Genomic DNA, 24,674 nt, shown 5'->3' with positions numbered 1-24,674 from the left:
TAAATTAGTACAGAAACACGTTTCCAAAAATATAAAGAACGTATTTATCCGTATCTTAATTGTACACCAAAACACATCTTCAGTCAACCTCTATTTTTCACTTTTAAAGGAGTGCTTACCGTATGAACAAAAAACTTGATCTAGAGCAAAAAAGATTGGATACCGTAATCGAAACGATTACGCAGCAAATTGATAAACTGGAAAACGAAACTGGCAGACGCCGGGCAGAAGTAATCAATATTCGTAAACATTTCTGGGATGACGTAAAAGTGAATACTGATACTTTTGATGATTATCTTGAAACAGTTATCAACTTAAGACAACAAGCTCAGTCACTAGCTGTTACACAAATTACCCATAAGCACACCTTTAATCGACTTGCCGCATTAAGACGCATGCATAAAGCACCTTATTTCGGACGAATTGATTTCAAAGAAGAAGGAGAATCTGCTGCAGAGCAAATTTATATCGGCGTAGCTACACTTACTGATGCAAGCGGAGAAAACTTTCTTATATATGACTGGCGCGCACCCATTTCGAGTGTCTACTACGATTATCCACCAGGACCGGCTGAATACAGTACACCAGGAGGCGTAATTCACGGTAATGTAGAGAAAAAATTACAATACATTATTCAAAATGGCGAGATTGATTCTATGTTCGATACGAGTCTTACAATTGGCGATGAAATTCTTCAACAAGCGCTCGGAAAAGGCACAAACAAACATATGCAAAGTATCGTTGCTACGATTCAGCGCGAGCAAAATGAAATTATTCGTCACGATGAAGGCCGACTCCTTATCGTGCAAGGAGCTGCTGGTAGTGGTAAAACGTCAGCTGCCCTGCAACGAATCGCCTACTTACTATATAAATATCGCGAATGGTTAAAAGCGGATCAAATTATTCTCTTCTCCCCTAACTCTATGTTCAACAGCTACGTTTCTAACGTACTGCCTGAACTCGGTGAAGAAAATATGCAGCAAGTTACATTCCAGGAATATTTAAATCATAGACTAAGTAAGTCATTTGACGTGGAAGATCCTTATGAGCAATTAGAATATATGCTAACTGAAACGAATAGCCCTATCTATAAAACGAGAAATGCTAGTATTCGATTTAAAGCATCTACTCAATTTTTCGAGATGATTAGAACGTACAGACAATCTCTTGAATCTTCGGGTATGCTATTTAGGGGAATGAAATTTAGAGGAAAGCTAATTGTCTCTGCGAAAGAAATTACAGAGCAATTTTACAATACCGACTCCTCTCTCCGCTTCCATAGTCGAATTGAGAAGTTAACGGATTGGCTAAATAAACAAATAGATGCACTTGAAAAAGCAGAACTGAAAAAGCCTTGGGTAGAAGAAGAAATTGAACTACTTAGTAAAGATGAATATCAAAAGGCTTATAAATACTTGCAGAAAAAAGGCGAGTTTGACGATAACTCCTTTCATGATTTTGAGAAGGAAACGAAAGTACTCGGACGTATGATTGTCCGTAAAAAATTGAAGCCACTTCGTAAAGGTGTTCAAACATTGCGTTTCATCAATTTCACAGGCATATATAAACAACTTTTCACAGATGCATCATGGGTTACTGGAGAAAAGCCGAAAGAATGGGATGACATTTGCTCATTAACAGTAAACACGCTCGATGAAGGAAAGCTATATTACGAAGATGCGACTCCATTTTTACTTTTAAAAGAATTAATTGAAGGCTTCCAAACGAATAGATCGATTAAACACGTACTCGTAGACGAAGCACAAGATTATTCTCCGTTTCAGTTCGAGTTTCTAAAACGCCTCTTCCCTGCCGCAAGAATGACGGTACTCGGAGACTTTAACCAAGCGATATTTGCACACGCGAGTGAAACAGTGAATTTCAATACACTTACTAGCTTATACGGACCAGATGAAACGAACGGTATTAACTTAACTCGTAGCTACCGCTCAACAAAACCAATTATTGAATTTACACGTGCTCTCGTACCAGAAGGAAAGAACATCCATGCATTTGAACGTGACGGTGAGAAACCTACAGTGACGAAAGTATCTAATCACAACGAACTGCACGAGCATATTACTGCCAAAGTTGCTGAATTACAAAAACAAAATCACAACACGATCGCAATTATATGTAAATCCGCAGCTGAAAGCGCCGCTGCTTACGAAGCACTTCGTCATATCGAGAATATTAAACTCGTGAAAAGTAACTCAGCCGAGTATGAGCAAGGCATTGTCGTGATCCCTGCTTACTTAGCGAAAGGTATCGAATTTGATGCTGTTATTATTTACGATGCTTCTAAAGATGTGTACAGCGATGAGAGCGTTCGTAGATTGTTCTACACTGCTTGTACACGCGCGATGCATGAATTACAACTTTATAGCGTTGGCGATGTTAGTCCTTTTGTGCTCGGGGCTGATTCGGAGAGTTTTGAACTTATTACACCTTGATACGAATCAAGGTGTTTCTTTTTTATGCAGGATTTACACCTTTAAAGTAGAATATATCATTTTAGAAAAAATAAGGAGTGAAAAAATGAATCATTATTTCATTGCTATTTATAACGGTGAGTTCCCTACCGAAAAATTACATACCCTTTTACAATCTAATCCCACTTTTACTGATCTAAACGTCCGCACCCTTTCAATCTCATCACCAAGACCTTTCACATTATTAGTTGGCGAAGAACACAACGCACTCACAACTGGACTTACAGATAAATACCACTTATTAACGAAAGAATTGCAAACACTTGAGCAGCAAGAGAAATATTATTACGTATATGATTATAAGATTAGAAAAACCATCAAGAATCCCACCCAAAAATGCTTTCCATTAGCACAAATCAATATAAGTGTTACAAAATTCCATCAGATGATTCAAAAAGTAAAAGACTTGAAACGACCTGTATTTGCAGGTTATAACATCATTTCTCATGATGCAGACATACTTACGATTGATGTACTTCTTTCTTCACCTTTATTGGATCCTAACACTTCTGAAAAAAATGCGGCAGAATATGCTTATTTACAACAATTAGCTGAATCAATCTCTCGTTCTGAATTATGTACTTCTATTAAAGCGAGTTCACTTATTTAAACATAAAATGAAACTTTATCACTAAGTTAGAGCTGTTCCATTATAAATTTAAAAAGCTACGCTACCCGACAAATACTATTTTAATAAGAAGAAACCGAAATCAAATTGATATGTAAGAACAAAGTAATAAAGAGGGTAGCTCTCAGCATACCCTCTTTACTTTGCCCCTTAATTTTCTGAGGTCTGCGAACTTTTAATAAATAAAGCTACAACGACTGCAAGTAGCGCTAAACCAAAACCAATCGTAAATGCGTTATGCACGCCTGAAACCATCGCTTCTGTCAATTGAGCTGGGTCAGTTGGATTTGAAGATGCATCCAAATATTTCTTTTGTCCGGAAGTCATAACACTAATAAAGAAAGCAACTCCTACCGCACCCGCTACTTGTGATAGAGTATTCAAAATAGCTGTTCCGTGAGGATAAAATCGCTTCGGCAGTTGGTTCAAACCGTTCGTTTGCGCCGGCATCATAATCATTGAAATAGATACCATCATACTGACATGTAATAGGATGAAAGTTATTTTAGACGTATCTGCCGTTACTTGTGTAAAGAACCACATCACACCTGCTAATAATATCGTACCAGGAATAATAAGCGCTCTTGGACCAAATTTATCAAAGAGCTTCCCTGAAACTGGAGAAAGCAGACCGTTCAATAAGCTACCTGGAAGCATAATAAGACCAGTTGCATAAACAGTTAAGCCTAAAGCACCTTGGAATAGAAATGGTAGTAACGTCATTGTCGAGAACATCGTCATCATCATGATCGTCAATAAAATTGTTGTTAGCGTAAACATCGGATACTTAAATGCACTAAGGTCTAGTAATGGCTCTTTCAATTTTAATTGACGTAATACGAAGAATAGAATTGCTACAAGGCCAATTAGGATTATTCCATACACCTGGAAACTATCCCAACCTTCACCCGAGCTACTAAATCCATAAACAATCCCGCCAAATCCAATTGTAGATAAAAGAATAGATAATACATCTACCTTTGGTTTAGTAGGCTCTGAGACATTTTTTAAATAAATAAACGCAAAAACAATAGAAAAAATTGCGAATGGAAGAACGATATAAAATAGCCATCTCCAATTCAATGTTTCCAAAATAATACCTGAAAGTGTTGGTCCAATGGCAGGAGCGAACATGATTACAAGCCCAATACTCCCCATTGCCGCTCCTCTCTTTTCAGGAGGATATAGAAGAAGAATCGTATTCATTAATACGGGCATCATTAATCCCGTACCAGCTGCTTGTAACAAGCGCCCCATCAATAGTATAGAAAATCCAGGCGCAATTGCACTTACAAGTGTACCGAAAGTAAAAACTACCATAGCACCTATGAATACTTGTCTTGTTGTAAACCATTGTACTAATAAAGCAGAAGCTGGAATTAGCACAGCAACTACAAGCATGTACCCTGTTGAAAGCCATTGAAGAGTTGATGGTGTTACATTCAACTCAATCATCAATTGTGGAAAAGCAACGTTCAATAATGTTTCATTCAAAATGGTAAAAAACGCCCCAATGATCATCGATATTAAAATTGGGAGTCTTTTCACATTGTCAAACTCCGTTGACTGCGAAGAAACAGATGCAGTTTGAGCATTCATACATAAACCTCCTCGTATTCTTTTATAAACTTTTATTACCTTTGCTAGTCATATTTAACGTAGAAACGCCCGTACCAAATTGAAAACGATACAGCACAACTACAAGTAGGATCAATAATGACATCACGCCGAAGATATTACTATACATATTTGCAGCTTGATTTGCAACAAAAGGATTGAGTTGTAGCGAAGTAGAACCATTATCAAGCAATTTCCCTACTACACTCATAGCCATCGCGCCAGATATGAAATTAATCATCGACAATAATCCCATTCCTACGCCTGTCTCCTCCTTTGACAGTGTTTGCGAAATCGTATTAGACATTGAAATCTGCATAAAAGTTTGTCCTACATTCCCGAAAATTAAAATCAATGCAATGACAAAAGCCGAGACCCCGATGAAAGTAGATAATAATGAGAACGCAAGAAATATGAATACTGAGGCAATAAAAACGAGTGCAAAATTGCCCCGAGTATCAGCTAACCTTCCTCCCTTTCTTCCCATAATTGCTGAGGCAATTGCTGCTGGAACTAAAACAAAACCAATATTCGAAGGAGTCAATCCATTTACTGCTGATAGAAATTGCGGCGTCATAAATGTCATGCTAAAGCTCATCGCTGTCGTCATAAAAGCAAGGAGTAACCCAATCGAAAAATTCTTATTTTTAAACAGAGTTGGTTTAATAAAGGGCTCTGTAGCTTTTCTAATCCGCAAAATGAAGAAAGCTAACATAACAAATCCTCCAAGGAATAACAGCACTTGCATCTGCGTAATGGCAAGCAAGAAGAACGTGACCGATACAGCTAATAGTCCTCCGCCAAGAATATCAATACTACCCGCCTTCCCTTTTGCATCATCTAAATACTTTCTAAAGAAAGGAAGCGTTAGAAGCGGTAGTAAAGAAAGAACAAACATAAGTCTCCAACTTCCAAAGCTTGTGATTAATCCTGCCGCAACGGGTCCTAGCGCATTACCAAGTGCCAAACCTACTGCTGAAGTTCCAAGCGCACGGCCCCTTTTCTCTGGTGCAAAGTACCTGACTGGAATGATCATCGCCGTCGCTGGAAGAACAGAAGCTCCCGCTGCTTGAATGACACGCCCCAAAATAATGACCCAATACTCAGTAGCAAGTAGACCAAGCAAGGAACCTAGAGCGAAAATAAGTAATCCATACGTCAACAAATCCTTTAGCCGATATTTATCCGCCAGTTTTCCCATCACGATAGAACCAACGGCGTAAACGACCATATAACTAGTCATAATCCAGCTAACCTCTGAAGGAACAAGGTTGAATTCTTTACCTATTTCAGGAAGAGCTACATTAAACATCGTACCGTTCATAACCGAAAATATTAGCGTAACGACTAAAACTCCTAGCAATTTATCCGCATTTTGTGATGAATTATCTACCATCGTGTAGACCTCCTTTTCTCTTTCCCATAATCTATACAAATTTAAATGAGTATCAACATAATGAATATACTCACTATTTTATTATAATGAGGATATCATTTTTATCGTACGTGCTCAGTTTCTACCTCTATTCAATCGAATCTACTAATCTACAATTTACTTTACAGAAGTTCTGTTACTGCTGAAGAATGAACGAACGCAAGAATTAGCGCTAAAATCATAAGCACGGCTGCCGGCATTATTTTTCCAATTGGATCTTTAACACGCATATGGGACAATACAGCTCCCAACATAATACAAGCAATCCATAATGCTGCTAAAACTAATACGACCTCATTCCAGAAACCAAAAATCAGTCCAACCACGCCTGCCAAAGCGATCCAACCTGTCGCAATTCTAAACCATTGAGGTAAACCTAAATGAGCGAAAGCCTCTACTTGCATCTTTGCTCCCGCAATTTTACTCACACTTGAAAAGAAGAATGCAAAAATTAATAAACATTGAAGTACTAATGCTACAATAGTCATGTACAATCCTCCGTTATATATTTTTTAAGGGTATTGCTATTGAATGTTGAAACGATTTAAAATTCCTTACATACATACACCTCGCTCTATTATCGTTTTCTATAGACCCCCGCATCAGTTATAATAGTAATTATCCCGCTATTACACATTATGAGTATACAATATAATGAGTTTACTCACTAATTGTTTATAATATAGAGAGGATACTCACTAATAATATACAATATATTTATGAAACGTGCAAAAATGAACTACAAAATAATGAGGAGGTCATCCCATTCATGAAATTAAATAATCCAGCTGCAATAGATATCATCCATATTTTAATGCAATCAACGAACTATGTTCAAAGAGAATTTCAATCTCAATTGTCAGCCCTTGACACACCTTATCATCTAACAGGGCCAAGGCTACGCGTTCTATCTACCGTTTCTGAAAATGGTCCCATTCGAATGAACGCATTAGCTGCTAAATTAGGCGTCAAAGCACGTACAGTTACCGATTTTGTCGATGCACTCGAACAAGACAAGCTCCTAATTCGTATACCAGATCCAACTGATCGCCGAGCTACATTAATTCAACTTACTGAACGCGCGCATTCCAATATGGAGCAGGCACTCGCTTTCCAAGACAAGGTCGCAGACGATATTCTGAAAAACCTCACATTAGAGCAGCGTGAGCAGTTTTTTGAACTTCTATTACAATTAATAAAAGATAAGAAAATTCCTGATTCATGCGGAGAAGTTGAAAACGGAAAAACTTGTTAAGTGTGCAAATAAAACCACCTATCCCCTAAAAAATATAGGGAATGGGTGGTTTGTTTTTTAAGCTGATTTTCTCGCTGGAATATCTTTACGTCGATATACACTCAGCACAATCCCCATTATAAATGCATGAAACAGAGTTGGTATCAATCCGTAGCTAATAAAAGGTAATGATATAGAAGCACGTGGTAATAATCCTAAGGTCATGCCAACGTTATAAATAAAATGGAATACAAAAAGAGTTACTCCACCAACGAGAAGCAATTTACCATAACCATCATTTATTTTATAAGCTATGTTCATTATTCTTACTACAAAAAGAGAAAGAATTAAGACAAGAATTAGCGCCAGCACATATCCATAATAATAAGTCAAACTTGCAAATACAAAATCAGTATGGGTAGCATGGATAGACTTTATATTTCCATATGTACCAAACCAACCTGCCGATGACATTGCCTCTTTTAAACGTAAATACCATTGATCATGCTCTGAATTTAAAAATCCTAAAATTCTGGCCATACGGTATTCTTTTACAGCAGACCAAGAAAATAGATCCCTAATAACAAAGGGTAAAATTGGTAAAATCGTAATGAGCCATGCCGTTTTCTTTCCTAGCTTACTCCACCAAAGCATAACGAATACCATCGTAATATAGATGAAAATTGGTAAAAGAATTGATGTAGTTGAAAATAGATATAAAGAAAATACGTACAACATGAGAAGATGCATAAACTTTAACCTACCATTATTGAAAAAAGAAGCCCAAGCTAGAAAGAAGAATGGTATCGCCATTAGACAGTCAATTGTGATGGGACCAATTTTTATTATTGCTTCCCCAATCACGTAACCAGTCGGAAAACATTTTATCATTAACAAGATAAGTACACCGATTGTATAAAACAGCCACCCGAGTCTCTCTAACTTCCGATAATCAAGTAGCATAATCCCAACAGCTGTTACAACACCGAGAATAACAAATATCACCTTATTCATGAATAAGTCAGCATGTCCAAAAGTTATAACCGGCAAAAATCCTAGCCCCATCGCAGCCACTAATAAAATAATAAGGAACCAATCAACCTTTGGCTTATACAGTTTGTTAAGTTCTTCGCCAAGTTTAATCGGACTTCCCATTTGCTCAACAGCCTTATCTTCCGCAACTTTCTCACTTAACCCTTTATCCATCCACATATTCTTCGCCTGTTTCAAGTGAAAGTCTAGTTCCGTTGCCACCAAGTCCTTCGCTTCTTTTGATTTAATATGGTTCGTAACTTCTTTTAAAAAACGCTCCCCTTTTTTGTTCAATTTTTTCTCACTCCTGCACTAAGCCTTTTAATATAAATCGTACTTTCGTAGCATTCTTCTCTGCTTTTCGCAACATTTTGTTTCCTTTATCATTTAATTGATAATATTTAGCTCCCACGTGATCCCAGCTAGATTGGATAAAGCGATTTTGTTCTAGACGATGTAATACAGTGTATAGGGAACCTTCATCACCTTCGAATTTTTGAATCCCTCTCCCACGCAGTAACTGCATTAATTCATAACCTGTTTTTTCATTCATAAGAAGTTGCAACACTGCTAAAAGAATATCTTCTTCCTTTTCGGACGATTGATTGATTTTTTCGCGCACCCGCTTTCGATGTTGATCAGAAAAACTCAAATGTTTAAAAGTTGTGTTCTCCATTGATTTTCGCAAGCCTTTTAATCGATCTTCCATTTGATTATTCCTCCAATCCTTCCTTCAAAAGTTCCTTTGCTTTTTTCAGCCTTGTTTTTATTGTGTTTTCCTTCACTTCTATTACCGCAGCAATCTCTTTAATTGATAACTCTTCATAATAAAATAGATAAATCACTTCACGATATTTTATCGGTAAACTCATTACTGCAGAGGCAAGCCTACTATCCTCAGCATTTTGAATAACTGTTTGTTCCACACTTTCTTTTTGACTCTCCATATACGTAAAGTCATCCTCTGTAACGATAACTTTTTTGTTATACCAACTTTTTAAATAGTTCTTACAATGATTAATCGTAATTCTCCATAACCATGTCTTTAAGTTCGAATTCCCTTTATATGTATGAAGAGATTTATAGCATTTCACAAATATATCTTGCGTTAAATCCTCCGCAACCTCTTTATTATTCACATATGAATACACAAGCTGTAGGATTTCTTGTCCACACTTGTTCATTATTTCGTCGATAAGGTCCTCCTTATCTTCTATTTCAAACGCTTCTATCGTTAATTCATCCACATCATTTCCTCCTTCCCATATATTAGACGACGCATTGTATGGAAAAGTTTTATAAATTCATAAAAAAATACGGCTGACAATAACTTTTTTATAAAACACTTCCTCAGCAAATTACATATAATAAACCGAATAGTCGTCACAATACATTCACCTAAAGAGCGTCTTCCTCCCAAGGCGCTCTTTCATCTTGCAATAAGGATTTTTATAGTCAAGATTCTCCTCAGCTCTAAAGACCGCTAAATGAAAAAGAGAACCCATTTAATCGAGTCCTCCTTCTTCCTAACGCTCACTTAAAGAATCTAATATTTCATGGCCATACAAAGAGGGCTTCATAATATCAAAACCGATAAATTCTTCATACTTCTTATCCGAAAAATAAAATACGATATTATGAAATAACACTTTTTGCAAATGAGTATCTTGAGAAAGTCTAAATGAGTATATGTATGTATTATCACTTGACGTTTTCTTTTTATATATTTTACTCTTATTTGTTAATTCTTTTAATTTACTAGCATTGTCTCCAAAAAACTCAATCCCCACTATGCGATCAAATTGATCTATATCTACATTTAGTTTTGGATTTTCTTCCAATTCTTCAGTCGATTCAATCTCAATTTCTGAAGTGAATGGAATTACATACAAATATGCCATCTGAATTTCAGAATCATAAGTAATTAATTTTTTCATGATACACCTCATATCGGTATCTTATTTATTGTATTACACTTATCTCTATAAACTAAATATTAGGTTTTTTGGTTATAAAATACAAGTATAGTATTTAAAATTCTATAAATAACGTACAAAAAACCACCTAAAGGTTCCCCTTCAGGTGGTTTTCTATTTTACGCTAACGCAGCTGCCTGCTCTTGTTGATCTACAGGAATGACAGCATCTGTTAATGCTTTTTCTAATTCAGCTGTGTATTTCATTTGCTCTTCTTTGCTCCAGCCTAGTTTCGTAGCCATGTAGTTGATTACTGCTTCTTTCCACTCATATACCCAGTGGATGTTGAAGAATACAGCGCCTCTACGGCGTACGAAGAAGTCAACTGGTTTTGCTGTCATTTCGTAATCCATTGCATATACAAGTGGGATTAGAACGTCTAGCGGCATGTTGTATTCTTTCGCTTCGTCTTTATGTTTTTTCGCTAAGTCGAATAGTACATCAACGTTAGAGCCGTAGAATTTCGCGAACTCTTCTGCTTGCGCTTTCGTTAAACCAGATTTCGTACCTTCGTCTGCTTTTTTCGCAACGAATGCTGGGAATCCGTGTGAACCACTTACATGTCCACCAGAGATTGGCATATGTTTCGTGTCACTCTTCGGATATGCACTATGACCTTCTTTTTGTAGTAAGTTCGTTACATAGTCTACTACCATTTCAGCCATTTTGCGGTATCCTGTTAATTTACCACCTGCGATTGTAATTAAACCAGATTCAGAAGTCCAAATTTCATCTTTACGAGAAATTTCAGATGCATTTTTACCTTCTTCGTAAATTAACGGACGTACACCAGCCCAGCTTGATTCAACATCTTTTTCTGTAATTTTCACACTTGGGAACATGTAGTTAATCGCGTTAATGATATATGTGCGATCTTCTGTTGTCATGTGTGGTACAGCTGCATCTTTATCATAGAACGTATCTGTTGTACCTACGTAAGTTTTTCCGCCGCGAGGAATCGCGAACACCATACGTTTATCTGGTGTATCGAAGTAAATTGCTTGACCTAATGGGAAACGTTTTTGGTCAATTACTAAGTGAACACCTTTTGATAACTGAAGTACTTTTCCTTTTTTCGAGTTATCTTTCTCACGAAGTGTATCTACCCAAGGACCAGCTGCGTTTACAATTTTCTTACCGTAAACTTCGTACACTTCACCGTCTAGTAAATCGATTACACGTACACCGCATACTTTTCCATCTTTATATAAGAAACTGTCTACTTTTGCGTAGTTAACAGCTTTCGCACCATGCTCAATTGCTTCTTTCATTACTTCAATTGTAAGACGCGCATCGTCTGTACGATATTCTACGTAATAACCGCCGCCTTTTAATCCTTCTTTTTTCACAAGAGGCTCTTTGTTTAATGTTTCTTCACGGTTAAACATCTTTCTGCGCTCGCTTCGTTTTACACCTGCTAAGAAGTCGTATACACGAAGACCAATTGATGTACTAAATGATCCGAACGTACCGCCTGTATGGAATGGAAGTAACATCCACTCTGGTGTTGTTACATGGGGACCGTTCTCATATACGATCGCACGCTCTTTCCCCACCTCTGCTACCATTTTCACTTCAAGTTGTTTTAAATAACGTAGACCACCGTGTACAAGCTTCGTTGAACGACTTGATGTACCTGCTGCAAAGTCCTGCATTTCAAACACAATTGTTGATAACCCGCGTGTTGCTCCATCTAATGCAATACCAGAACCAGTAATACCTCCACCAATTACGATCACATCTAACTCTTGTTTATTTACTCCGTTTAATACGTCTTTACGTTGTTTACTTGAAAATTTCATGGTAATTCCTCCCTTTGATAACGAAAAAAGAGACCACAAACTCCGCTATAGATTTCGCCTCTATAGCGCGTTGTGGTCTCTCCAAATCTCCTACCGAATTATTAACTTGTCACCATTATAACACTGTTTATGATTATTTGAAAGCTTTTGTTGCTTCAATTGCTTTTTTCCATCCAGCATATAGCTCTTCGCTTGTTTCCGCTTCCATCGTTGGTTCAAAACGTTTGTCCATATGCCACTGCGATTTAATTTCATCTTGGTTTTTCCAATACCCAACCGCAAGACCAGCTAAGTATGCTGCACCTAAAGCTGTCGTTTCGTTGATCACTGGACGCTCTACAGGAACGTCTAAAATATCACTTTGGAACTTCATTAAGAAGTTATTTTTAACCGCTCCGCCATCAACGCGTAATGTTTTTAGTTCAATACCTGAATCTGCTTCCATTGCGCATAATACATCTTTTGTTTGGTAAGCTAAAGATTCTAGTGTTGCACGGATGAAATGCTCTTTCGTCGTACCGCGCGTTACACCAAACATAGCGCCACGTACTTCACTATCCCAGTAAGGTGTTCCTAATCCAACGAATGCTGGTACAACGTATACACCTTCAGTTGATTCAACGCGAGAAGCATACACTTCACTCTCACTTGCATCTTTAAACATGCGCATTCCGTCACGTAACCACTGAATTGCAGAACCTGCTACGAAAATACTTCCTTCTAATGCGTAGTTTACTTTACCATCTATTCCCCATGCAATTGTTGTTAATAGACCATGCTCAGAAGCTACTGCTTTTTCACCAGTGTTCATTAACATGAAGCAACCAGTTCCGTAAGTATTTTTCGCCATACCTTCACCGAAACAAGCTTGTCCAAATAATGCCGCTTGTTGGTCACCAGCTACACCGGCAATCGGTACGTTTTGACCAAAGAAGTGATAGTCAATTGTTTCAGCATATATTTCAGATGATGGACGTACTTCTGGAAGCATGCTCTTTGGTACTGTTAACATATCTAGAAGCTCATCATCCCACTGTAAGTCGTGGATGTTAAACATTAATGTACGTGATGCATTTGAGTAATCCGTTACGTGCGCTTTACCACCAGATAGTTTCCATACAAGCCACGAATCAATTGTTCCGAATAATAGATCGCCGTTTTCTGCTTTCTCTCTTGCACCTTCAACGTTATCTAAAATCCATTTCACTTTCGTACCAGAGAAGTATGCGTCGATTAAAAGACCTGTTTTTTCGCGAACCATTTCGCTATAACCTTTTTCTTTTAACTCATCACAAATTTCAGCTGTTTGGCGAGATTGCCATACGATTGCGTTATAAATTGGTTTACTAGTTGTTTTATCCCATACAACCGTTGTTTCACGTTGGTTCGTAATACCGATACCAGCGATTTGTTCTGGTTTTACATCTGCTTCGCTTAAGCAAGTTGCGATAACTGCTAAAATAGATCCCCAAATTTCTTGTGCGTTATGCTCTACCCAACCTGGCTTTGGAAAATGTTGTGTAAATTCTTTTTGAGCTGAATGAACAATTTCACCTTTTTTATTGAAAAGAATTGCGCGTGAGCTAGTTGTTCCTTGGTCTAATGAAAGAATATATTTTTTCATATCGGTTTCCCCCTTATGCTACTTTTCTACTATTTGTATTGCTTCCACTTTTTTTGCTTGTCATATAAGAGATTGCTAGTACAATCACAGTTACAATAATCACATAAATAAGTGCTACGTTTTGTTTTCCTTCAAATACAACTTGATGGAATAATCCTGCAAGTGATCCACCTAAAATCGGACCTACTACTGGAATCCATGCATACTTCCAGTTTGAACCGCCTTTTCCTGCAATCGGAAGGAAGAAGTGTGCGATACGCGGACCTAAATCACGTGCTGGGTTGATTGCGTATCCTGTCGTTCCACCTAATGATAAACCAATACTTACAATTAAGAAACCTACGATAAATGGATTTAATCCATCTGCAAATTTATTTGCACCAATTGCTAATATACCAAATACTAAAACGAATGTTCCAATCATTTCACTTAAAAGGTTTGCAAATGTATTCGGAATTGCTGGACCTGTTGCAAATACACCTAATTTTGTTCCTGCATCTTCTGTTTCTTTCCAGTGTGGTAAGTAATGTAAATATACAAGAACTGCCCCGATAATTGCCCCAATCATTTGTGCTGCGATATAACCTGGTACGTCACTCCATGGGAACGCTCCCTTAAATGCTAATCCTATCGTTAAAGCCGGATTCAAATGTGCCCCACTAATTGATCCAACCGCATACGCTGCAACCGCTACTGCTAAGCCCCAGCCCATCGTAATAACAATCCAACCAGAATCTTTCGCAAACGACTTCTTTAAACTTACACCAGCACAAACGCCGCCACCAAGTAAGATTAACAACGCAGTCCCTACTAACTCTCCTAAAAATGCTGACATAGTATCCCTCCACAATCAATTTAAACGCTTCCAAATGTGATAGAGGTAAAATGAATGGCCATTCGTTTTTGTCAAAAGAAAAAGACCCACAGCTTTGCACGCTTCTATATAAGTTTATATAGAAACAATGAAATGTGGATCTCTACTTTTCTCCGTCACGTTTATTAACTTGTCTATAATGTTAACCTCTCATGAAAGCGGTGTCAACAGAATTTTTTCACATTTTCGTCACTTTTTTTGGTAATGTTTCCATAGTTCGCGTTTTGATGTCGTAATTGCTGTCGCACCAGCATTTAACGCTTTCTCCACATCATCAACTGTACGAATAAAACCACCCGCCAAAATCGGTACACCAGTACGCTCTTTCACTTCAGCGATAATGTCCGTCATTGCCCCTGGAAGCACCTCTATATAATCTGGCTTCGTCTTTTCTAAAAGATTGCAACTCTTCTCCATTGCACTCGAATCGATTAAAAAGATACGCTGAATTGCCACAACACCTTTTTGCTTCGCCTTCATAATTACGCTCGCCTTTGTCGAAAGTAACCCGTATGGTCTAAATTCCTGGCATAAATACTCCGTCGCATGCCCATCACTCTGCAAACCATGAATTAAATCCACATGTAAAAACACCTTTTTACAATATTGCTTCGCAAGTGATATAACACTCTTCAATTGACCGACATGAATATCTAAAATAACGATATATTCATACGAACTATGTAGTAACTTCTCCAAATCTTTAATTTGCCTCACTGCCGGCAAAATCTTTTGTTCATGAAATTCCATTCTATATGTCCCCTTCTTTATGTCATCCTATCCTTTATAGTACACAATTTAAGTAAAAAGAACAGCTAGTGTCGGGGATTTCTTTCAAAACTTTCTCTTACCTATATATTTTCTTCAACTTATCAGATCCCATACCACCTATAACCATTAATAAGAGCGGTAAAAAATTCATTATATACGGTGCATCCGCTATAATTGTAATGCTCGCTCCTGCAAACTTATTTAACATCCACACAACGATTTTTGTAATAAACAAAAATACGCCCATCATAAATAAGCTATCAAAAAACACCGTCCATTTTGGATACGCCAACTGCTTACTATCTTCAATAACTTTTTGTGTCAACTCTTCATCACTCCTTAGCAACTCATCAATCGTAATACCGAACAGATCGCTTAAATGAATAATAATTTCAATGCTCGGATAGTTCTTTCCCGTCTCCCATTTCGAAACAGACTGCCTACTTACATGAATTTTTTCAGCCAAATCACTTTGCGACCAATTCCGTTTCTCTCGTTCTTGTTTTAAGCGTTCACTAAAAATCATACTGTGTTTATCACCTCTCTACGCCTAGTATGGACAAATACATGATGAAGAGTAAAGCAAGTTGTCGTTGCATAGCCTGTGCAACTTGTGCGTTACAGGTTGTAATCGCGCTATGTATTGTGTCAATTCCATATATTTTTCTTCTATAATAATTTCCCGAACAATAATACAAAGAATTAATACTAATAAAGACTAAATGAGGCATAAAAAATACGCTATCCTTTCTTATCATTCTCCAGAAAGAATAACGTAAAGTTTCATTTTCAAACCTTTTCATCAAAAAAAAAGAAGCTAACAATACATTGTTAACTTGTCAGCTGAAAGCAAAATAGTATCTTTCCTTATCTTCTAATATCTAGGTTGTGATTGAATATTTGTAAGATGAACATCATACATATCAATGATTTCAAGGAATCTATCCGCTTCACGGAAAACGTGGTCTGCCAATAATGGGTGGATGATACTCTTTATTTTACACTGCTCAATTAAGTCACGTGCTGTTTTCTTAAAATCCCGAAGAGATGCAACCGACACACGATTTTGATCTAAAAATTGATCTAAAAGAGGGACTGTTTGGGATTGTGGTTTCATAGATTCTAAGTCAATTGCTTGATACATTAATGCATCAAAATCATTGCTAAAATTCCGTGCTGTATCTACAAGCTTTCTTTCTGATGGATCAAGAAGATGACCAATAAATTTAGCATGGTCTGCCATAATCCTCAAAAAGAAAACATTTTCTTTAATAATAGCATCAGGAAGGGCATCTAATTTTCCTTCATTTAATTCCATTAAACGTTTTCTAAAATAATCAGCTTCCCTACTTGTATGGTCAACTAACAGTGGAAAGTTATTTTGTCCTGGCAATTTACATGTGAGAATCAAGCCTAAAATTTTTCGTTTAAATCCCCAAATATTAGTTGCGGCTTGTTGTACTTCTGCATTAAATCTTTTGATTTGCTCAGGATCTGTTTCATTTGTATAGGAATGCGCTATTTGTTCGATATGTTCAAACAATCGATAAAATTGATTCGCCTCTTCGATTAGTTGCGTATCCTCGCATCTAAATCCCAAGCGAAGAAAAAGAGAATGCTCCTTCATGATTCTAGACCAAAAACGAATTTCATTTAATGAACGCTCAACAAACATTACAGATGTAACACCTGTATCCGGATGTAATGAAGTTTCATCCCTATGCATTGTTAATCCCCCCCCAGTAAAATACCCCGCTAGTTCCATTCTTATGAGGAAAAAAATATATAAATACCATCAATAAAAGTTCATGATGAATTTCGTATAAAGAAAAAATGCTACCACCTATATGTAAAGTTCTACTAGATGGTAGCATTTCAAAATTTCTATTAAAGCAATACAGAATCTTTATCACTATCCTGATTACGTTTCTCTCGCTCTTCTTCTAAGCGCTTCATATAAACTTCGCCTTCTTTTTCAATAAACTCATTATCCATCTCTTGCTCTTTTTTTGAAGTATATAAAACCATGTAGCCACTTAATACGATCCCAACGATTACAAGATACACCCACCATGGTAAAGTTTCCACTCAACTTCATTCCTTTCCTTAGACAAGCCTTATTAGTTTCACTGTATGAGGAAAGAAGTGCATTTATGCTTAAAATTTTATAGTGGATTCTTCGCGAAGAACGCTTGTACATACTCCATAAACTCAATTGGTTCCTGGCGAAACGGCGCATGATATCCTTTTTCAATAATATGGAACGTACTATTTGCAAATAGCTGGTGATACAGTTCACCATTTTTCCAGGAAACGCTCTTATCGTGTCGTCCCCATATAATTAAAGTCGGCACCTTAATTTTATCGGCTTCCATCGCAATGCGGCGCTCTCTCATTTTCGTAAGCTGATCATAATGCTCTTTATCATCGCGGCTATTTTTCACTGCATTTTTATTATAGTCCGTAATCTCTGTTACCGTTTGTAAGTCTGTCGATAGCGGCGGCACTTCATAACTTTCTTTTTGCTGGAAAGACTCAATTCCTGTAGAATCTGCTAAAACGAGATGCGTCACTGCGTCCGGATATAAATACGCTAAATTAAGGGACATCTCTCCGCCCATTGAATGACCGAGCACCGCAAACTGATCGTATCCGAGCTTCTTCATTAACTTATAATATAAATTCACTTGCGCAGGAAACGAATACTGAAAATCAACCGGCTTAGATGAACGCCCAAATCCTAAAATATCAACCGCTATAATCGTGTGATCCTTCACCAGTTCCGGATAAATATCACTAAATCCATCAGATGAACCACCAAACCCATGAAGCATAAGTAAAGGTGGTTTTCCCTCACCAATTTGCTTAAAATAAATTGTCTGTCCGTCAATCTGCGCCATACTCTCTTTCGTATTTATCTTCATCATAACAGTATCTTTCACTTCTCCAACCTTCGCAATCGGCTTATCAACGAAGTTACAAACAATTAACAAAACGAGCACAATACCGCTAATCATATAAAACTTAAACCGTTTCAACATTCCCGTCTCCTTTCTCAAATTGCTATTTAAAGTTTTTACATTTTTTGGTTATTTTATGATTAATTTTAATTGTAACCATACCAGTTACAATTATACTAAAAAAATATTACTCACTACCATTATTAAAGGTTGCTTTGTAACTATTATAGTTACATATAAAAAGTAAGTCAATTATTTTATTCAATATACTTATAAAGCGAAAATAAAAAAAGCAAGCAATTTCAGCTGTCAGCTAAAACTACTTGCTCTCCTACTTACTATCTCTATTTTTACTCTTTAATAAATTCTTTCGTACTTCTCACTGTATCAATTGGACGAACTAATTTTTCGATTTCTTCACGTTTTGGCTCTAGGAATGGAGGTAAAGATAATTTTTCGCCAAGTGTTTCGTATGGCTCATCTCCCATAAATCCTGGGCCATCTGTTGCAAATTCAAATAAGATTTGTGGTGCAACTCTTGCGTATAATGACTCGAAGAAGTGACGGTCTACATAGCCAGATGAAGGAAGCCCTACGCTACTGATTCTCTCAATCCATTCTTCTAATACAGCGCGATCTTCTACGCGGAATGCAGCATGGTGAACCGTACCAAAACCTTGTCGTGCTTCTGGAAGAACCGTATTATGTTCTACAATAACAGATGCACCGTTTCCACCTTTGTTCACTTCAAATAAATAGAATTCTCCTTCTTGCGCAACCTCTTTAAATAATAGAACTTTTTCTAATACTTCTTTGAAGAAACTAAAGTTTGCAATACGGATGAATACAGGTCCTAAACCAGTAATTGCATATTCTAATGGAACTGGACCGTTTTGCCATGGTGTACCTGATTCGATTCCTTTATCTAATTCATCAGAAATTAATTGATAGTGTTGATCATCGAAATCAACGAAAGATAGAGTTTTCTTACCAAATTGCCCTTTAATGCCTGTATGTTCTACTTCCAGACGGTCAAAGCGTTTCACCCAATATGCTAACGCTGCATCAGTTGGCACTCGGAATGACGTTTTTGAAATTTCATTTGTACCGTGTACTCCTTTTGGAATACCTGGGAAGTCAAAGAATGTCATATCTGTTCCTGCACTACCTTTATCATCTGCAAAGAATAAATGATACGTTTGAATGTCATCTTGGTTTACTGTTTTTTTAACTAAACGCATTCCTAAAACGTGAGTGAAAAACTCATAGTTCTTTTCTGCACTACTTGTAATCGCTGTAACGTGGTGAATTCCTTTTAATTGGTTCATTTTATATTCCTCCAATGGTTTTAAAATTATATTTTCTCTTCTATTACTTCTCTTCAATAGGTGCTAAATTCGCTTCAATCTCTGCACGCTGATCTTCTAAGAACGGTGGTAAATCAAGTTTTTCTCCTAAATGTTCCACATCTCCATCAACTGTAAATCCTGGTCCATCTGTTGCAATTTCAAATAGGATTCCGTTTGATTCGCGGAAATATAAGCTTTTAAAATAGAAACGGTCAATGATTCCTGAAGATTGGAAACCTCTTTGTATCACCTGTTCTTCCCAATAAGCAAGCTCTGCATCATTTTTCACGCGAATTGCTAAATGGTGAATGCTACCGCGGCCCGGCTTTTCAGTAGGACCCTCTAAATATTTCACAACGATTTCTCCAAAAGCCTCTCCTTTAATGGACTGAAAAATTGCTTCATCTTCACTGCGGCTAACCTCTGTATAACCAAACATCTCTGTAAGTGTACTCGCCATTTTATCAAGTCTACGAACTGTCATTTCCACAGAACCCATTCCTTGAATTTGATGTTTTGCAGGGACTTCTGATTTCTCCCAAGTTTCCCAGTGCTCCACTTTTTCTCCGTTTGAAACGAGTAGTACTAAGCGAAGACCTTCAGCATCCTCAAATTGTAAAGCAGGACGATTTGCATATATTGTTATTTCACTATGTTTCACATCAAATTTCTCAAATCGCTCTTTCCAGTAATGCAAGCTATCCTCTGAAGGAACTAGTAATCCAATTCGAGTAATTGCATTCGTACCGCGGTACGTTTTTCCTACTAAAGGAATTTCGAAAAACGATAATTCCGTACCTGGACTTCCTGTTTTATCTCCATAAAATAAGTGATACATTGATGGATCATCTTGGTTCACTGTCATTTTCACGCGACGTAAACCAAGTACATTTTTATAAAAGTGATTATTTTCATTTGCATTTTTCGTAACCATCGAAATGTGATGATGCCCTTTAATTTCATACATTGTTTATTCCTCCGTTTCGTTTTACTAGTCAAGTGATAACTAAAAAAATGACATTTTCCACAACTAATATGGTTTTTAACGTTTCAATTTATTCTTAATTATATTTTTGTAAATTCATCTTAGTTTTTACTGCATAACTTACTTTGTTTTTTATCGAAAGCAACTGAGTGTATGTTTTCCATATGACTCAATCGCTTTCGTTACTATCACTTTACACCTCAAGTGATTAAAAAGCAAGAGAAATATCTCAAATTCGAGACATTTTTTTATTGCATAACATTTTGGACTGGAGAATGGTTTAGTAAATTTTAAAAACATGAGTGGAGAAAAGAACCTTCAATCTAGATTAAAGTTGCAACGCCATCAACAAAACCAAACATCATCAAATCAGGAGCTTGCTCCCCCTACGAAACACCTAATGGGCAACTTAATGGAATAAAAGAATGCCTTGATCGTAGATATTGGTGGTATGAGGTTAAGTAAAATAAGAGCTGTCCTGTTGAGCGGCTTCTTTTATGTTCGTTTCATTATGCTTGATATGCCATGCTATCTGGAAATTCCTCGTTCTTTCTAAGACATCGCACAATCCTAATACACGCACAATTAAAATAATGTTCTCTCATATTTAATGAATCCACTGGAGCTTGCTCTATGTCATAAAACATTCGTTCCTTTTTATTATAGTGCATCTTACCTATTTTAGCGGGTGATTCAGAAGGATAGTATTGATAAACAACTATCTCTTCATTCTCAAATTCTTTAGTCATTAATAAACATATTGCCATAAATAAGGCCCCCTTTATTTATATTGAATTTCATGTTTGGCGTTGTCCGAGGAAAATGATTTCCTGATTTCTAGGTTGAAGTTGTGGAAAATGAAGCCACTTTATATGTGAAATAGTAGACAAAACCACTTATTAAAAAGGTGGTTTTGTTTATTGTCATACTTTAAATTTTCGCTAATCCCCACATACTGAATTCATAGTAATATTCCGTTCTCTCAATACATAAGCCGAAATCTAAATCATCACCAACTAATACAAAATCTCCATTGCCAATTAAAAAACCTGATTTGATTGATAAATCCTCTAAATTATCAAATATTTCATCAATATTCAGTTCAACTGCTTCAAGGTCATATTCTGTAAAGAAAAATAATCTCCCTTGGTTAACTGGGAAATTAATGCTATTAATAAGTTCACTTAATAGCTCTATTGAGAGCTTTCTATTTTCTTTATAATTGGTATCACCAATTTTCTTTTTGTCTGAAACTTTTTCTAGCTTACTAAATAATCCTTTACAAAATAAATCATTTGTTTCGGCATCCATAAATGATTCTTCAGAAACAGTAACAAGACTAGATAGTTCATTTATAAGTTCTTTTCTTCGAGCTTTTCTTTTAAGAATCTCCATGCGACTTTTATTTAAATTACTCAAACTTTTTCACACCTTTAATTTTTTATTTTTTTTCCTGTTTTTTATACCCGACAAAATCTTCTGGATAATGTCCGTCAAGCTGATTATATCTTCCTTTATCCATTGGATTCCCTTTTCTATTTGTTGCAATATGAAAATGAGGACCTCTTCCCATTTTATCTTCTTGATGCTCAACAATAAATCTCTTTTGCCCCTTAAAATTAGTATATTCCTCTACCCATCTATTTTCACTTGTTCCATCATACACATGAACAGGTTTTTGATGCGGAGTAGAATTAGGAATTGCGGCATCACGTTTCGCTTTTCGGTATGCACCATTACGAGATAATACTTTATCTTGTCTTTCAAGATGGTTTTTATAATTTTCAGCAGCCCTAATAGATTTAGCAGCTTCAGCTGCCTTAGCGCTTTCAACAGCCTTGGCAGTCATCTTAGCACCTTTAGCAACCTTAGCAAGTTTTCCAACTGGTGTAATACCCAAAACCATCATTCCACCAGCTCCAACTCGATCCAACCATGAAATTTTCTCGCCTGTCGAGGGATCTACGCCATCCCAAACACGTCTGAGATCATATTCACCGGTCAATTCTCCAGTTATGTCACGAGCTAATTTTCCACCATCAAATCCTTTTTCCTCCGAAGAAGGTTTACCACACATTGCACCTTCTTCCGTTGTAACATCTTGATCATCCGCATTGCGAAATTTTTCAGCGATTCATTTCAAATCTTCTTCTACTTGTACAAGTGAATTGATAAATGTAAAAGCTTTTGGTCGCGCATCATTGAACATTTGAATGAATTGTTGATTAGAGGCACCAATCCATTGAAAACACAAATGATCAATTTCATTACATAAATTATTATGTATAGATTCTAATGCGATTCGGGTATTACTTGCACGATTAGCAACTTCTTCTAGCATTTCAGGTGTCACTTTGATTTGAACCATTTCTTTCCTCCCTTTCCCCAATTAAAATCATGAGATAAAAAGAAAAAAATTTAAAAACAGAAATTTTAGATTAGTATAATAATGTCCATGTAAAATAAAATCTGCTTAATTGCAAATAGCACCCATGTGTATGTGAAATAAAGTTAATAAAATAAAAGAGCATCCCCAAACGGAAATACCCTTTTATTTCAGGTTTAAATTACACCCATGCCTTTTAACATCTCAATTAAACTAGTATAGAAGTATTCACATGCCTCTGCCTCAGAATTAAATGTCTTAAGATTACTCTTTGTTCCTCGCTCACTATAATATACTTCCCATACTCCATCCTGTTCATTGAAACAATACGATTCGTTTGGTAATCGACCCTTTAAACTATATAAGTCCTTTGACACCTCTTCTTGTAATAATTTCTGTTCTAACTCATTTTTTTGCATGTTTAGAACTTACCCTTTGCAATGACTCTTCTTCACTTATTTCCTTTTAACTATTTCATTTTTAATAAAAAAAACAGCCTCACTAAGCGTATTAACACTTAATGAGGCCACTTTATTCACACTATTAATTATGGAACGACGGCTTATAGAACGAACGATTATCAAGTGCAAAGACACGCTCAGTGTATTCACCTGGTTTTGTGCGTCCTAATGCACGGTCCATCATGTTCATTTTTGCATCTAAGTTATCGATGTAATGCAGAATTTCTGCTTCTCTTACTAATGGCGGTTTTGGGCTACCCCATTCTGCTTTTCCGTGGTGAGAAAGAACGATGTGTTGAAGAATTAATACTTCTTCTGCATCGATTTGTAGCTCGTCTGCTGCCTTACCAATTTCGTTCACCATAATAGAAATGTGGCCAAGTAAATTTCCTTCTAACGTGTATGTTGTAGAAATTGGGCCAGATAATTCGATTACTTTACCAAGGTCATGTAAAATAACACCTGCATATAGTAAATCTTTATCTAATGATGGGTATAGAGCCGCAATAGCTTTCGCTAAATCCAGCATCGATACGACATGATAAGCTAGTCCAGATACGAACTCGTGATGGTTCTTTGTCGCTGCTGGATAGTCTAAAAATTCGTTTTGATGCTTATTTAATAAATGTCTTGTTAGACGCTGAATGTTTGGATTTCTCATTTCAAATATGTACTGCGTAATTTTCTCGACCATATCTTCTTTTTTCACTGGTGCTTTTTCTACGAAGTCCGAGATATCTGTTACTTCATTTTCATTCGCAACTCGGATTTGTTTCACACGTAATTGAATACGTCCTTTGTAGTTTAGAATATCACCAGCTACTTTAACGATTGTTTCTGCTACATATTGTTTCTCAACTTCTGGTGATACATCCCATAGCTTCGCTTCAATATCCCCACTTGGATCTTGTAGGATTACTGTTAAAAACGGCTTCCCATTGCTTGCTAGACCTTTTGTCGCTGTTTTAATTAACAAGAAAACATCGACTTGTTCACCAACTTCATATTCTGCAATTTTCTTTTTCATTCGAATTCCTCCACCAAATCA

Annotated in this window: 24 protein-coding genes and 2 pseudogenes; 4 read left to right on the top strand and 22 right to left on the bottom strand. The window is 36.6% G+C overall.

What is annotated here, in order from left to right; translation table 11 throughout:
• Positions 1-122 precede the first annotated feature (122 nt).
• Positions 123-2,453, top strand: a complete 2,331-nt coding sequence (gene helD, locus ACQVV1_RS10765) for an RNA polymerase recycling motor HelD (protein WP_242255623.1) — start codon at positions 123-125, stop codon at positions 2,451-2,453.
• 85 nt (positions 2,454-2,538) lie between these two features.
• A complete protein-coding gene (locus tag ACQVV1_RS10760) occupies positions 2,539-3,102 on the top strand; it encodes a hypothetical protein (RefSeq protein WP_242255625.1) in 564 nt (187 codons plus the stop codon).
• 168 nt (positions 3,103-3,270) lie between these two features.
• Here the strand turns inward: ACQVV1_RS10760 and ACQVV1_RS10755 are convergent, their stop codons facing one another.
• The 3 genes from ACQVV1_RS10755 to ACQVV1_RS10745 all read right to left on the bottom strand — a co-directional run bounded on the left by ACQVV1_RS10755 (position 3,271) and on the right by ACQVV1_RS10745 (position 6,660).
• Positions 3,271-4,719: an MDR family MFS transporter gene (locus ACQVV1_RS10755; RefSeq protein WP_431168854.1), complete on the bottom strand. Its 1,449-nt coding sequence runs from the start codon at positions 4,717-4,719 to the stop codon at positions 3,271-3,273.
• Between the two features lie 22 nt (positions 4,720-4,741).
• Positions 4,742-6,133 (bottom strand): MFS transporter, encoded by a 1,392-nt coding sequence (locus tag ACQVV1_RS10750; protein ID WP_242255627.1) that lies wholly within the window; start codon positions 6,131-6,133, stop codon positions 4,742-4,744.
• Positions 6,134-6,294: 161 nt separating this feature from the next.
• The gene (locus ACQVV1_RS10745) at positions 6,295-6,660 is read right to left on the bottom strand and encodes a DoxX family protein (RefSeq protein WP_242255629.1); all 366 of its coding nucleotides are present in this window, start codon (positions 6,658-6,660) and stop codon (positions 6,295-6,297) included.
• A gap of 281 nt (positions 6,661-6,941) precedes the next feature.
• Here ACQVV1_RS10745 and ACQVV1_RS10740 point away from each other — a divergent pair, with 281 nt between their 5' ends.
• Positions 6,942-7,427 carry a MarR family winged helix-turn-helix transcriptional regulator gene (locus ACQVV1_RS10740; RefSeq protein ID WP_309259813.1) on the top strand — a complete coding sequence of 162 codons (486 nt, stop codon included), beginning with the start codon at positions 6,942-6,944 and terminating at the stop codon, positions 7,425-7,427.
• A 57-nt stretch (positions 7,428-7,484) separates the two neighbouring features.
• On the opposite strand, the gene ACQVV1_RS10735 is transcribed toward ACQVV1_RS10740, so the two are convergent.
• The 14 genes from ACQVV1_RS10735 to ACQVV1_RS10670 form a co-directional block, all read right to left on the bottom strand.
• Positions 7,485-8,732: an FtsW/RodA/SpoVE family cell cycle protein gene (locus ACQVV1_RS10735; protein WP_431168853.1), complete on the bottom strand. Its 1,248-nt coding sequence runs from the start codon at positions 8,730-8,732 to the stop codon at positions 7,485-7,487.
• 7 nt (positions 8,733-8,739) lie between these two features.
• The gene (locus ACQVV1_RS10730) at positions 8,740-9,147 is read right to left on the bottom strand and encodes a PadR family transcriptional regulator (protein ID WP_242255632.1); all 408 of its coding nucleotides are present in this window, start codon (positions 9,145-9,147) and stop codon (positions 8,740-8,742) included.
• 4 nt (positions 9,148-9,151) lie between these two features.
• Positions 9,152-9,685 carry a sigma-70 family RNA polymerase sigma factor gene (locus tag ACQVV1_RS10725; RefSeq protein WP_242255634.1) on the bottom strand — a complete coding sequence of 178 codons (534 nt, stop codon included), beginning with the start codon at positions 9,683-9,685 and terminating at the stop codon, positions 9,152-9,154.
• Between the two features lie 279 nt (positions 9,686-9,964).
• Positions 9,965-10,375, bottom strand: a complete 411-nt coding sequence (locus ACQVV1_RS10720; RefSeq protein WP_242255636.1) for a DUF2283 domain-containing protein — start codon at positions 10,373-10,375, stop codon at positions 9,965-9,967.
• Positions 10,376-10,533: 158 nt separating this feature from the next.
• Positions 10,534-12,216: an aerobic glycerol-3-phosphate dehydrogenase gene (gene glpD / locus ACQVV1_RS10715; RefSeq protein WP_063222410.1), complete on the bottom strand. Its 1,683-nt coding sequence runs from the start codon at positions 12,214-12,216 to the stop codon at positions 10,534-10,536.
• Positions 12,217-12,349: 133 nt separating this feature from the next.
• A complete protein-coding gene (glpK, locus tag ACQVV1_RS10710; RefSeq protein WP_242255638.1) occupies positions 12,350-13,840 on the bottom strand; it encodes a glycerol kinase GlpK in 1,491 nt (496 codons plus the stop codon).
• 13 nt (positions 13,841-13,853) lie between these two features.
• Positions 13,854-14,675 (bottom strand): glycerol uptake facilitator protein GlpF, encoded by an 822-nt coding sequence (glpF, locus tag ACQVV1_RS10705; RefSeq protein WP_242255640.1) that lies wholly within the window; start codon positions 14,673-14,675, stop codon positions 13,854-13,856.
• 228 nt (positions 14,676-14,903) lie between these two features.
• Positions 14,904-15,464 carry a glycerol uptake operon antiterminator GlpP gene (glpP, locus tag ACQVV1_RS10700; RefSeq protein ID WP_060629825.1) on the bottom strand — a complete coding sequence of 187 codons (561 nt, stop codon included), beginning with the start codon at positions 15,462-15,464 and terminating at the stop codon, positions 14,904-14,906.
• Between the two features lie 97 nt (positions 15,465-15,561).
• Positions 15,562-16,011, bottom strand: coding sequence for a helix-turn-helix domain-containing protein (locus ACQVV1_RS10695; RefSeq protein ID WP_242255642.1), 450 nt, complete (start codon positions 16,009-16,011; stop codon positions 15,562-15,564).
• A gap of 348 nt (positions 16,012-16,359) precedes the next feature.
• On the bottom strand, positions 16,360-17,211 hold the full coding sequence (locus ACQVV1_RS10690; RefSeq protein ID WP_000554487.1) for a DUF2935 domain-containing protein: 852 nt from the start codon (positions 17,209-17,211) through the stop codon (positions 16,360-16,362).
• A gap of 161 nt (positions 17,212-17,372) precedes the next feature.
• Positions 17,373-17,573, bottom strand: coding sequence for a sporulation YhaL family protein (locus tag ACQVV1_RS10685; protein ID WP_000449229.1), 201 nt, complete (start codon positions 17,571-17,573; stop codon positions 17,373-17,375).
• 77 nt (positions 17,574-17,650) lie between these two features.
• Positions 17,651-18,523: an alpha/beta fold hydrolase gene (locus tag ACQVV1_RS10680; RefSeq protein WP_431168905.1), complete on the bottom strand. Its 873-nt coding sequence runs from the start codon at positions 18,521-18,523 to the stop codon at positions 17,651-17,653.
• Between the two features lie 272 nt (positions 18,524-18,795).
• A complete protein-coding gene (locus tag ACQVV1_RS10675; RefSeq protein ID WP_431168852.1) occupies positions 18,796-19,773 on the bottom strand; it encodes a ring-cleaving dioxygenase in 978 nt (325 codons plus the stop codon).
• 43 nt (positions 19,774-19,816) lie between these two features.
• Positions 19,817-20,761, bottom strand: a complete 945-nt coding sequence (locus ACQVV1_RS10670) for a ring-cleaving dioxygenase (protein WP_242255645.1) — start codon at positions 20,759-20,761, stop codon at positions 19,817-19,819.
• A 366-nt stretch (positions 20,762-21,127) separates the two neighbouring features.
• Here ACQVV1_RS10670 and ACQVV1_RS10665 point away from each other — a divergent pair.
• A pseudogene (locus ACQVV1_RS10665) lies at positions 21,128-21,244 on the top strand (N-acetylmuramoyl-L-alanine amidase C-terminal domain-containing protein); the annotation flags it as partial.
• 44 nt (positions 21,245-21,288) lie between these two features.
• Here the strand turns inward: ACQVV1_RS10665 and ACQVV1_RS10660 are convergent.
• From ACQVV1_RS10660 to yhaM, 5 genes and pseudogenes are all read right to left on the bottom strand, one after another.
• Positions 21,289-21,546 carry a hypothetical protein gene (locus ACQVV1_RS10660; RefSeq protein ID WP_000952063.1) on the bottom strand — a complete coding sequence of 86 codons (258 nt, stop codon included), beginning with the start codon at positions 21,544-21,546 and terminating at the stop codon, positions 21,289-21,291.
• Between the two features lie 163 nt (positions 21,547-21,709).
• Complete coding sequence (locus ACQVV1_RS10655; RefSeq protein WP_431168851.1) at positions 21,710-22,198, bottom strand: YxiF family protein; 489 nt, start codon at positions 22,196-22,198, stop codon at positions 21,710-21,712.
• A gap of 22 nt (positions 22,199-22,220) precedes the next feature.
• Positions 22,221-23,147: pseudogene (locus tag ACQVV1_RS10650) on the bottom strand (WXG100 family type VII secretion target).
• A 194-nt stretch (positions 23,148-23,341) separates the two neighbouring features.
• Positions 23,342-23,584 (bottom strand): hypothetical protein, encoded by a 243-nt coding sequence (locus ACQVV1_RS10645; protein ID WP_063221985.1) that lies wholly within the window; start codon positions 23,582-23,584, stop codon positions 23,342-23,344.
• A 124-nt stretch (positions 23,585-23,708) separates the two neighbouring features.
• The gene (gene yhaM, locus ACQVV1_RS10640) at positions 23,709-24,653 is read right to left on the bottom strand and encodes a 3'-5' exoribonuclease YhaM (RefSeq protein ID WP_063221986.1); all 945 of its coding nucleotides are present in this window, start codon (positions 24,651-24,653) and stop codon (positions 23,709-23,711) included.
• Positions 24,654-24,674 lie beyond the last annotated feature (21 nt).

This window comes from Bacillus basilensis (genome assembly GCF_050630465.1).
In the GTDB taxonomy this organism is placed as follows: domain Bacteria; phylum Bacillota; class Bacilli; order Bacillales; family Bacillaceae_G; genus Bacillus_A; species Bacillus_A basilensis.
The sequence above is the reverse complement of the archived record's forward strand: the minus strand, read 5'-3'. Positions and strand labels throughout refer to the sequence as shown.

Coding starts and splice junctions, on each gene's coding strand:
- ACQVV1_RS10730 (WP_242255632.1), bottom strand. CDS start 9,147: ATGGAAGATCGATTAAAAGGCTTGCGAAAATCAATGGAGAACACAACT.
- ACQVV1_RS10670 (WP_242255645.1), bottom strand. CDS start 20,761: ATGTATGAAATTAAAGGGCATCATCACATTTCGATGGTTACGAAAAAT.
- yhaM (WP_063221986.1), bottom strand. CDS start 24,653: ATGAAAAAGAAAATTGCAGAATATGAAGTTGGTGAACAAGTCGATGTT.
- ACQVV1_RS10745 (WP_242255629.1), bottom strand. CDS start 6,660: ATGACTATTGTAGCATTAGTACTTCAATGTTTATTAATTTTTGCATTC.
- ACQVV1_RS10695 (WP_242255642.1), bottom strand. CDS start 16,011: ATGATTTTTAGTGAACGCTTAAAACAAGAACGAGAGAAACGGAATTGG.
- ACQVV1_RS10755 (WP_431168854.1), bottom strand. CDS start 4,719: ATGAATGCTCAAACTGCATCTGTTTCTTCGCAGTCAACGGAGTTTGAC.
- glpD (WP_063222410.1), bottom strand. CDS start 12,216: ATGAAATTTTCAAGTAAACAACGTAAAGACGTATTAAACGGAGTAAAT.
- helD (WP_242255623.1), top strand. CDS start 123: ATGAACAAAAAACTTGATCTAGAGCAAAAAAGATTGGATACCGTAATC.
- ACQVV1_RS10720 (WP_242255636.1), bottom strand. CDS start 10,375: ATGAAAAAATTAATTACTTATGATTCTGAAATTCAGATGGCATATTTG.
- ACQVV1_RS10645 (WP_063221985.1), bottom strand. CDS start 23,584: ATGCAAAAAAATGAGTTAGAACAGAAATTATTACAAGAAGAGGTGTCA.
- ACQVV1_RS10760 (WP_242255625.1), top strand. CDS start 2,539: ATGAATCATTATTTCATTGCTATTTATAACGGTGAGTTCCCTACCGAA.
- ACQVV1_RS10690 (WP_000554487.1), bottom strand. CDS start 17,211: ATGCATAGGGATGAAACTTCATTACATCCGGATACAGGTGTTACATCT.
- ACQVV1_RS10660 (WP_000952063.1), bottom strand. CDS start 21,546: ATGGCAATATGTTTATTAATGACTAAAGAATTTGAGAATGAAGAGATA.
- ACQVV1_RS10750 (WP_242255627.1), bottom strand. CDS start 6,133: ATGGTAGATAATTCATCACAAAATGCGGATAAATTGCTAGGAGTTTTA.
- glpF (WP_242255640.1), bottom strand. CDS start 14,675: ATGTCAGCATTTTTAGGAGAGTTAGTAGGGACTGCGTTGTTAATCTTA.
- ACQVV1_RS10740 (WP_309259813.1), top strand. CDS start 6,942: ATGAAATTAAATAATCCAGCTGCAATAGATATCATCCATATTTTAATG.
- glpP (WP_060629825.1), bottom strand. CDS start 15,464: ATGGAATTTCATGAACAAAAGATTTTGCCGGCAGTGAGGCAAATTAAA.
- ACQVV1_RS10675 (WP_431168852.1), bottom strand. CDS start 19,773: ATGAACCAATTAAAAGGAATTCACCACGTTACAGCGATTACAAGTAGT.
- glpK (WP_242255638.1), bottom strand. CDS start 13,840: ATGAAAAAATATATTCTTTCATTAGACCAAGGAACAACTAGCTCACGC.